The 1743-nt window shown below is 59.5% G+C and carries 1 rRNA gene; it reads left to right on the plus strand.

The features are described 5' to 3' along the window. Window positions 1-21 precede the first annotated feature (21 nt). Window positions 22-1548: ribosomal RNA gene (locus Q6349_RS15275) — 16S ribosomal RNA — on the plus strand. Window positions 1549-1743 lie beyond the last annotated feature (195 nt).

The following is a 1743-nucleotide window of genomic DNA, read 5'->3' on the forward strand; positions in this document are numbered from 1 at the left end:
GGTGTGTGGTGTTTTCTCTCTTTCACGGAGAGTTTGATCCTGGCTCAGGACGAACGCTGGCGGCGTGCTTAACACATGCAAGTCGAACGGTGAAGCCCAGCTTGCTGGGTGGATCAGTGGCGAACGGGTGAGTAACACGTGAGCAACCTGCCCTCCACTTCGGGATAAGCCCTGGAAACGGGGTCTAATACCGGATACGAGCACTCGACGCATGTCGGGTGTTGGAAAGTTTTTCGGTGGGGGATGGGCTCGCGGCCTATCAGCTTGTTGGTGGGGTAATGGCCTACCAAGGCGTCGACGGGTAGCCGGCCTGAGAGGGCGACCGGCCACACTGGGACTGAGACACGGCCCAGACTCCTACGGGAGGCAGCAGTGGGGAATATTGCACAATGGGCGAAAGCCTGATGCAGCGACGCCGCGTGAGGGATGACGGCCTTCGGGTTGTAAACCTCTTTCAGCAGGGAAGAAGGCCTTCGGGTGGACGGTACCTGCAGAAGAAGCGCCGGCTAACTACGTGCCAGCAGCCGCGGTAATACGTAGGGCGCAAGCGTTGTCCGGAATTATTGGGCGTAAAGAGCTCGTAGGCGGTTTGTCGCGTCTGGTGTGAAAACCTCAGGCTCAACCTGGGGCGTGCATCGGGTACGGGCAGACTAGAGTGCGGTAGGGGAGACTGGAATTCCTGGTGTAGCGGTGGAATGCGCAGATATCAGGAGGAACACCGATGGCGAAGGCAGGTCTCTGGGCCGCAACTGACGCTGAGGAGCGAAAGCATGGGGAGCGAACAGGATTAGATACCCTGGTAGTCCATGCCGTAAACGTTGGGCACTAGGTGTGGGGCTCATTCCACGAGTTCCGTGCCGCAGCTAACGCATTAAGTGCCCCGCCTGGGGAGTACGGCCGCAAGGCTAAAACTCAAAGGAATTGACGGGGGCCCGCACAAGCGGCGGAGCATGCGGATTAATTCGATGCAACGCGAAGAACCTTACCAAGGCTTGACATGCACCGGACGCTGCCAGAGATGGTGGTTCCGCAAGGTCGGTGCACAGGTGGTGCATGGTTGTCGTCAGCTCGTGTCGTGAGATGTTGGGTTAAGTCCCGCAACGAGCGCAACCCTTGTCCTATGTTGCCAGCGGGTCATGCCGGGGACTCATGGGAGACTGCCGGGGTCAACTCGGAGGAAGGCGGGGATGACGTCAAATCATCATGCCCCTTATGTCTTGGGCTTCACGCATGCTACAATGGCCGGTACAGAGGGCTGCGATACCGTAAGGTGGAGCGAATCCCAAAAAGCCGGTCTCAGTTCGGATTGGGGTCTGCAACTCGACCCCATGAAGTCGGAGTCGCTAGTAATCGCAGATCAGCAACGCTGCGGTGAATACGTTCCCGGGCCTTGTACACACCGCCCGTCAAGTCACGAAAGTTGGTAACACCCGAAGCTCACGGCCCAACCGGTTCGTCCGGAGGGAGTGGTCGAAGGTGGGACTGGCGATTGGGACTAAGTCGTAACAAGGTAGCCGTACCGGAAGGTGCGGCTGGATCACCTCCTTTCTAAGGAGCACATACCTCCCACCCTGGTGGGGGGTCATGCACAGCCGCTTGAGGCGCCGATCGTGCGTCTGGTGGTTGCTCTGGGTGGAACATTGACTACAGCCTGCCGCTGGGTGGGTCGAGCTAGTACACCGTGCGGTGCCTCTTCGGGGGTGCCGGGTTCGCGGTCGGAAGGGTCGGTCTGCTGGTGGCGGG

The sequence above is a fragment of the Isoptericola sp. 178 genome (genome assembly GCF_030586525.1).
Lineage (GTDB): Bacteria > Actinomycetota > Actinomycetes > Actinomycetales > Cellulomonadaceae > Isoptericola > Isoptericola sediminis.